Annotated in this window: 8 protein-coding genes and 1 pseudogene; 8 read left to right on the top strand and 1 reads right to left on the bottom strand. The window is 70.4% G+C overall.

Annotated elements, in window-relative coordinates:
• Positions 1 to 213 (top strand): annotated as a pseudogene (locus tag HMPREF3099_RS11440) (endonuclease); the annotation flags it as partial.
• Between the two features lie 9 nt (positions 214 to 222).
• Positions 223 to 504 (top strand): Lrp/AsnC family transcriptional regulator, encoded by a 282-nt coding sequence (locus tag HMPREF3099_RS11435; protein ID WP_070706201.1) that lies wholly within the window; start codon positions 223 to 225, stop codon positions 502 to 504.
• A 22-nt stretch (positions 505 to 526) separates the two neighbouring features.
• On the opposite strand, the gene trpD is transcribed toward HMPREF3099_RS11435, so the two are convergent.
• Positions 527 to 1,603, bottom strand: a complete 1,077-nt coding sequence (gene trpD, locus HMPREF3099_RS11430) for an anthranilate phosphoribosyltransferase (protein WP_070706200.1) — start codon at positions 1,601 to 1,603, stop codon at positions 527 to 529.
• A gap of 267 nt (positions 1,604 to 1,870) precedes the next feature.
• On the opposite strand from trpD, the gene HMPREF3099_RS11425 reads away from it, so the two are divergent.
• The 6 genes from HMPREF3099_RS11425 to HMPREF3099_RS11400 all read left to right on the top strand — a co-directional run bounded on the left by HMPREF3099_RS11425 (position 1,871) and on the right by HMPREF3099_RS11400 (position 7,521).
• Positions 1,871 to 2,449: an aa3-type cytochrome oxidase subunit III gene (locus HMPREF3099_RS11425; RefSeq protein WP_070706199.1), complete on the top strand. Its 579-nt coding sequence runs from the start codon at positions 1,871 to 1,873 to the stop codon at positions 2,447 to 2,449.
• Between the two features lie 58 nt (positions 2,450 to 2,507).
• Positions 2,508 to 3,302 (top strand): cytochrome bc1 complex diheme cytochrome c subunit, encoded by a 795-nt coding sequence (locus tag HMPREF3099_RS11420; protein ID WP_070706198.1) that lies wholly within the window; start codon positions 2,508 to 2,510, stop codon positions 3,300 to 3,302.
• Between the two features lie 38 nt (positions 3,303 to 3,340).
• A complete protein-coding gene (locus HMPREF3099_RS11415) occupies positions 3,341 to 4,381 on the top strand; it encodes a cytochrome bc1 complex Rieske iron-sulfur subunit (RefSeq protein ID WP_070706197.1) in 1,041 nt (346 codons plus the stop codon).
• Positions 4,378 to 6,126 carry a cytochrome bc1 complex cytochrome b subunit gene (locus HMPREF3099_RS11410; RefSeq protein WP_070706196.1) on the top strand — a complete coding sequence of 583 codons (1,749 nt, stop codon included), beginning with the start codon at positions 4,378 to 4,380 and terminating at the stop codon, positions 6,124 to 6,126. Before HMPREF3099_RS11415 ends, HMPREF3099_RS11410 begins: the two co-directional genes overlap by 4 nt.
• A 166-nt stretch (positions 6,127 to 6,292) precedes the next feature.
• A complete protein-coding gene (locus tag HMPREF3099_RS11405; protein ID WP_070706195.1) occupies positions 6,293 to 6,694 on the top strand; it encodes a metallopeptidase family protein in 402 nt (133 codons plus the stop codon).
• 77 nt (positions 6,695 to 6,771) lie between these two features.
• Positions 6,772 to 7,521: a VIT1/CCC1 transporter family protein gene (locus HMPREF3099_RS11400; protein ID WP_070706194.1), complete on the top strand. Its 750-nt coding sequence runs from the start codon at positions 6,772 to 6,774 to the stop codon at positions 7,519 to 7,521.
• Positions 7,522 to 7,581: the final 60 nt, after the last annotated feature.

The raw sequence follows: 7,581 nt of genomic DNA, 5'->3' as shown, positions 1-7,581 counted from the left end.
GAGGTGGTGGCGCCGCGGCCCGACGGCTCCCCGGCCGCCCTGCCGGGCGAGGCCGACCTCGTCCTGGGCTGGCTGGAGCGCGAGGGCGTCCGCCTGGTGACCTCCAGCGGAGGGTGGGCCTCCCCCATCCACTCGGCGGCCGCGGTGACCGGCGTCCTCGACGCCGCGGTGTCGGCGGATCTGCCTGCCCCGGGCCGGCGGGGCCGGGGCTAGGGTGGCGGCATGATCTCCGCCATCGTCCTGATCCACGCAGAGTCCGCCCGCATCCCCCAGGTGGCCACGAGCATCGTGGAGATCCCGGGTGTCGAGAAGGTCTACTCCACCGCCGGCGCGGTCGACCTCATCGCGGTGGTCAAGGTGGAGAAGCACGAGGAGTTCGCCGACGTGATCGCCGATCGTCTCAACAAGGTCGAGGGCATCACCGACACCGAGACGCACATCGCGTTCCGCACCTACTCGGCCCAGGACGAGGCCGAGGCCTTCGCCATCGGCCTCGACGACTGACCGTCGGGCGGGGCGCCGCCCCTCAGGCGGCTCCCGGCCGGGTCGCCCGGACCCACTCCGCGAGAACGCCAGCGGCCGCACCGGAGCCGATGGTCTCCCGGGCCACCTCCACGTGGCGGGCCACGAGCCGCTCGAAGCCGTCCTGGTCCAGCTCCTGCGGGGCCTCGGTGGCCGTCGCCAGGGCCACCCCGGCGTTGAGCACCACGGCCTCGGTGGCCGGACCGTCGGCACCGGCGAGCACCCGGCGCGCCACCTCGGCGTTGTGGGCGGCGTCCCCGCCCCGGAGTTCCTCGATGGTGTGACGCCGCACCCCCACGGCCTCCGGCTCGAACACGAAGGAAGTGATCTGCCCCCCTCGCACCCACCGCACGTCGGTGGGACCGGCCGGGCTGGCCTCGTCCAGGCCCTCCCGCCCGCGCATCACCGTCGCGGTGGTGCCCCGGTCGGCGAACACGCCCGACAGGATCTCCATGGCCCGCTCCTGCGCGCACCCCACCACGGACACCTGCGGGCGGGCCGGGTTGGTGATGGGCCCCAGGATGTTGAAGGCGGTCGGGATGCCCAACCCGCGCCGGGCCGTCGCCGCGAAGCGCATCGAGGGGTGGAAGGTCTGGGCGAAGGCGAACGAGATGCCGGCCTGCCCGGCCACGCGCGCCACGTCCTCGGGCTCCATCGTGAGGTCCACCCCGAGGGCCTCGAGCACGTCCGCCGCCCCGGACTTCGAGGACGCCGCCCGGTTGCCGTGCTTGACCACCGTCACGCCGGCCGCGGCCGCGACGACGCACGCCATCGTGGAGATGTTCACGGTGTCGTACCCGTCGCCGCCGGTCCCGACGATGTCCACCAGCGGGCGCCCACCGGACTCGACCGGCAGCGGTACCGCGTGCCCCACCATCACGTCGGCCAGCGCGCGCACCTCCTCCACGGTCTCCCCCTTGGCCCGCAGGGCCACCAGGAAGCCCGCCACCTCCACGTCCGTGGCGCGGCCGGACATCACCTCGTCCATGGCCCAGGAGGCGGTGGCACGATCGAGGTCCCGACCGGCCAGGAGGTCGGTCAGGACGGTCCGCCAGGTCCGGTCACCGGGTGCGCTCGCCATGGGCGCACTCTATGGCCACCCCACGGCCGTCACCGACGTCGCACCCCAAGGCCCGGCACGGTCACCCAGGGGCCTTCCCGACCGTGCGTGTCGCGCGCGGTGGCGCGGCAGGAGGCGGCAAATCTGCGACGCGCCGTCGTAGTGGACCAGCCCCTCCCCGCAACGGCTGGGGCCATGGTCCATAATGCTCGCGTGGCGACTGTGAACTATTCCCCTGCGCAAGCCGAGATCCGCTCGAACGCTCTCGGCCCGGTGACGCGTCCGAACATGGCCGCGGTCGGAACGATCGTGTGGCTCGGCTCCGAGCTCATGTTCTTCGCCGGTCTCTTCGCGATCTACTTCACGCTCCGTGCGGTTGCTCCCCACCTGTGGGACCTGCACACCCCGGAGCTGAACGTGCCCTTCGCGCTGGGCAACACGATGATCCTGGTCATCTCCTCGGTGTGGTGCCAGATCGGCGTGATGAAGGCCGAGCACGGCCAGTCCTCGCGCACCGGCGGCCTGTTCGAGATCGGCAAGTGGGGCATGCGCGAGTGGTACGTGCTGACCTACGTCTTCGGCTCCATCTTCATCGCCGGTCAGGTGCTGGAGTACGCCGAGCTCGTGCACGAGGGCTTCACCCTGCAGACCGACTCGTACACGTCGATCTTCTACCTGGCCACCGGCTTCCACGGCATCCACGTGCTGGGCGGTCTGATCGCCTTCCTGCTGATCATCGGCCGCACGTTCACCACCCGCCACTACTCGCACTCGCAGGCCACGGGCGCCATCGTCACCAGCTACTACTGGCACTTCGTCGATGTCGTGTGGATCGTCCTGTTCGCGTCGATCTACCTGCTGAAGTGACGCCCTCGGTGTCCACCCCCCGTTCCGCCCCCGAGTCCCTCGACGATTGGTCCGACCGATGAACTCCCTCCTCGATCTCCGGCGCCACCCGGCTGCCATCCTGGTGCTGCTGCTCGCGGCACTGGCCGTGATGGGTGGCCTCTACACCGCGCTGAAGCCCACCGACGTCCAGGCCGAGGCCCCCGCCGCTGCCTCCGCCGACGACGTCAAGGAGGGCGACAAGCTCTTCCAGGCCAACTGCGCCACCTGCCACGGCAAGAACGGCGAGGGCATCACCGATGCCGGCCCGTCCCTCGTGGGCGTCGGCGCCGCCGCGGTCGACTTCCAGGTCGCCACCGGCCGCATGCCGCTGAGCGGCCCGGGCGTGCAGGCCAAGCGCAAGGCCCCCCAGTTCGACCAGAAGCAGATCGACCAGATGGCCGCCTTCGTCGCGAGCCTCGGCAACGGACCCTCCACCCCCGAGGCCGAGTACACCGACCTCAAGGGCGCCGACCCCGCCCACGGTGGTGAGCTCTACCGCGTCAACTGCGCCATGTGCCACAACTTCAACGGCTCCGGTGGCGCCCTGACGCGCGGCAAGTTCGCCCCCACGCTGGAGGGCGTCGAGCCGAAGCACATCTACGAGGCCATGGAGACCGGCCCTCAGAACATGCCGGTGTTCAACGACCAGAACCTCTCGCCCCAGGACAAGGAGGACATCGCCGCCTACCTGGACGAGATGCACTCCTCGCCCAACCAGGGCGGTAACGACCTCGGCAACCTCGGCCCGGTGGCCGACGGTGTGTTCATCTGGACCCTCGGCATCGGCCTGTTCCTGGGTGCCGCCTACTGGCTGACCCGGAAGTCCAGCTGATGCCCCCCGCCCACATCCCTGCCCACGGAGAGGACGCCATGTCGCACGGCTCCCACCCCCTGGCCCGCCACGAGGGTGACTCCCACCACGACGTGGTGCCCGACCACTTCGAGAACCCCGGCCACCCGCCGCACGTGCTGCGCTGGGCCGACGTCGACCCTGCCGCCGCGCGCCGCGCGGAGCGCCAGGTCGCCGGCTTCTTCCTGCTGTCCATCATCGGCACGCTGGCCTTCATCGTCGCGTACTTCTGGATGGACCAGGACGCCGTCGGCACCGTGCCCGGCATCGGCGCGCAGAACCTGTACCACCTGGTGCTCGGCGTGACGATGGCCCTGTCCCTGCTCGGCATCGGCCTGGGTGTCGTCCACTGGTCCAAGACCCTCATGGACGACCACGAGGTCACCGAGGAGCGCCACGTGCTGGCCTCCGACGCCGAGACCCGCCGGGGCTTCGGCGACACGATCGCCGAGGGCCTGGAGTCCTCGCAGATCATGCGTCGCCCGCTCATCAAGTACACGCTCGGCGGCGCGCTGGGCCTGTTCGCCCTCCCGCTGGGCATCCAGCTGGTCGGCTCGATGGGCCCGCTCCCCCGCAACGACCTCGAGGAGACGTTCTGGGACAAGGGCATGCGTCTGGTCACCGACCCCGACGGCATCCCGATCAAGGCCGCCGACGTGAGCAAGGGATCGGTCTTCCACGTGCTGCCCGAGGGCATCAACGAGGCCGAGCACCCGCTGGACGAGAAGGCCAAGGCCTCCGTCCTGCTGATGCGCCTGAACCCGGACGACATCCAGTCCGACAAGCAGCGCGAGTGGGGTTACGAGGGCATCGTGGCCTACTCCAAGATCTGCACCCACGTGGGTTGCCCCGTTGCTCTGTACGAGCAGCAGACCCACCACCTGCTGTGCCCCTGCCACCAGTCGACCTTCGACGTGACGCAGGACTGCAAGGTCATCTTCGGCCCGGCCAAGCGCCCGCTGCCGCAGCTGAAGATCTCCGTCGACGAAGAGGGTTACCTCACCGCCGACCAGGGCTTCACCGAGCCGGTCGGCCCGAGCTACTGGGAGCGTGAGCTGTGAGCACCGCTGCAGAGTCCCGCACGGCGCGTACGACGCGCCCCGCACCGGTCGTCGCGCCGACGCAGCGCGGCCCGATCCAGAACGTCGCCACCTGGGTGGACGCCCGCACCGGTGGTGCCGGCTTCACCCGGTACCTGATGCGCAAGGTGTTCCCGGACCACTGGTCGTTCATGATCGGTGAGATCGCCATGTACTCGATGGTGGTCTGCCTGGTCTCGGGTGTCTTCCTCACGATGTGGTTCGTCCCCTCCATGGCGCACACCGTCTACGAGGGCGACTACGAGCCGCTGCGCGGCATCGGCATCTCCGAGGCGTACAACTCCTCGCTGGCCATCAGCTTCGACATCAAGGGTGGTCTGCTCATGCGGCAGATCCACCACTGGGCCGCGCTGATCTTCATCGTCGCCATCATGCTGCACGCCCTGCGCGTGTTCTTCACCGGCGCGTTCCGCAAGCCGCGTGAGATCAACTGGGTGATCGGCTGCATGCTGTCGATGATCGCCATCTTCGAGGGCTTCATGGGCTACTCGCTGCCGGACGACCTCCTGTCGGGTACCGGTGTGCGCGCCATGCAGGGCTTCCTGATGTCGGCCCCGATCGTGGGCACCTACCTGTCGTACATGCTGTTCGGCGGTGGCTTCCCGGGCGAGATGATCATCCCCCGCTTCTACGCCTTCCACGTGCTGATCATCCCGGCCATCCTGGTGGGTGTGTTCGCGGCCCACATCATCCTGGTGGCCGTGCACAAGCACACCCAGTACCCCGGACCGGGCCGGACCAACGACAACGTCGTCGGTTTCCGCGTTATGCCGGTGTACGCCGCGAAGGCCGGTGGCTTCTTCTTCATCGTCTTCGGCCTCATCGTGCTGATCTCGGCCCTGGTCACGATCAACCCGATCTGGGCGTACGGCCCCTACGAGCCCACCCAGGTGACGGCCGGTTCTCAGCCCGACTGGTACATGGGCTTCGCCGACGGCGCCCTGCGCCTGCTGCCGGGAAGCTTCGAGTTCGTGCTGTTCGACCGCACCTTCTCGATGAACATCTTCCCGGGCTCGCTGTTCCTCATCCCGTTCATGTACGGCATCGCGATGGTCTACCCCTTCCTCGAGGCGTGGGTCACCGGTGACGACCGTGAGCACCACCTGCTGCAGTACCCGTACAACGCGCCGGTGCGTGCCGGTCTGGGTGCCGCCTTCTTCACCGTCTACCTGGTGCTGTGGGCCGCGGCCGGCAACGACATCATGGCCATCAAGCTGGGGCTGTCGATCAACGACGTCACCAACGTGCTGCGCGCGCTGTTCTTCATCGGGCCGGTGGTCGTGTTCTTCGTCGTGAAGCGCATCTGCCTCTCGCTGCAGCGTCGCGACCGCGACAAGGTGCTGCACGGCCGTGAGTCGGGTCGCATCGTCCGCACCCCGGAGGGTCGCTTCTTCGAGGCGCACGAGGAGCTCTCGGACTACGAGCGCTGGAACCTCGTGCAGCACCCGGACTACCGGGCGCTCACGGCCGAGGAGATCGCCGGCACCGACGAGAACGGCGTGCAGCGCGACCCGTCCTTCATGGACAAGGCCCGCGCCCGCATGACCTCGTTCTTCTTCGAGGACCGCATCCCCGCGGTGACCCCGGCCGAGCTGGCCGAGGCGCACGCCGACGAGCACCACGCCCACGACCACCACCTGGCCGTCCAGGCCCAGAACGAGGTCGCCGTCGTGGAGGAGTCGCTGCAGGGCCAGAAGCGCCACTGACGCGACACCACCCCTGAACGGGCCGCTCTCCCACCGGGAGGGCGGCCCGTTCCGCGTCCCCGCCCTCCTCCCTCGTGGTCCGGGCGCTGCCGGCGCCTCATCCGGGCGCTGCCGGGACAGGCTCGCCTGCCCGGCGCGACGGTGCCCACCTTGAGATACTCCGACCATGGACAGCCGCCGGTACGCCCTCTCCCGCGAGGAGTTCGAGGAGGCCGTCGGCGACGGCCTGGACCGCCTCCCGGAGCGCCTCGTCGACCGCATGGACAACGTGGTGATCCTCGTGGAGGAGGAGCCCACGCCAGAGCAGCTCGCCAGCATCCGCGAGCCGGGCGCCCACGGCCAGGGCACGTCCCTGTTCGGCCTGTACGAGGGGGTGCCGCTCCCCCAGCGCAGCGGCTTCCACCCGCCCCACGTGCCGGACCGCGTGTTCATCTTCCGCGGCCCCCTCTCCCGGGCCTTCCGCACGCCCCACGCGCTGCGCGAGCAGGTCGCCGTCACCGTCCTGCACGAGGTGGGGCACCACTTCGGCATCGACGACGACCGGCTGCACGAACTCGGCTGGGGCTGACGAGTCACGCAAGCGGCGGGCCGCACCCCACGACCCCGGGCCACCAGCGCCCGATGAGGACACCACCAGGAGGAACCATGGACACTCCCGCAGCGCGGCACCCCGAACGCACCGACCCACCCACCGGGCACCCCGGGGAGCCCCACGCCGCCAGCGCCGCCTCCCGGCTCAACTGGCTCCGCGCAGGGGTGCTCGGCGCCAACGACGGCGTCGTGTCCACCTCTGGCCTTGTCATCGGCGTGGCGGCTGCCTCGGCCTCCGACTCGGCGATCCTCGCCGCCGGCATGGCCGGACTGGCCGCCGGTGCCCTCTCCATGGGGGTCGGTGAGTACGTGTCGGTGTCCACGCAGCGCGACACCGAGACCGCGCTGCTGGCCAAGGAACGCCACGAGCTGGCCACCATGCCCGAGGAGGAGCTGGAGGAGCTGGCCGCCCTCTACGCCGCCAAGGGCCTCGACCCCGAGCTGGCACGCGAGGTGGCCGTCCAGCTGACCGCCCACGACGCCCTGGGCGCCCACGCGGAGGTCGAGCTGGGCCTCGACGAGGACGAGCTCACCAACCCCTGGCAGGCGGCCGCTGCCTCGATGCTGGCCTTCACCCTCGGGGCGCTCATCCCCCTGCTCACGATCCTGCTCCTGCCTCCCTCCGTGCGCGTGGCGGGCACCGCCGTCGCGGCGGCCGCGGCCCTCGCGCTCGCCGGCTGGTCCAGCGCCGTGCTGGGCGGCGCGGCCATCGGCCGGGCGGTGGCACGCAACGTCGGCGGCGGCATCCTGGCCATGGCCATCACCTACGGCGTCGGCGCGCTCGTGGGCACCTCGGTGGGCTGAGCCCCCTCCGATCCTCCTCCGGCACACACGAAGGAGCCCGCCCCCTGTCCAGGGGGCGGG

Origin of the sequence: Kytococcus sp. HMSC28H12 (genome assembly GCF_001816045.1) — a bacterium.
Taxonomy (GTDB): Bacteria; Actinomycetota; Actinomycetes; order Actinomycetales; family Dermatophilaceae; genus Kytococcus; species Kytococcus schroeteri.
Note: the sequence above shows the minus strand (reverse complement) of the source record. Positions and strands in the feature narration are given on the sequence as shown.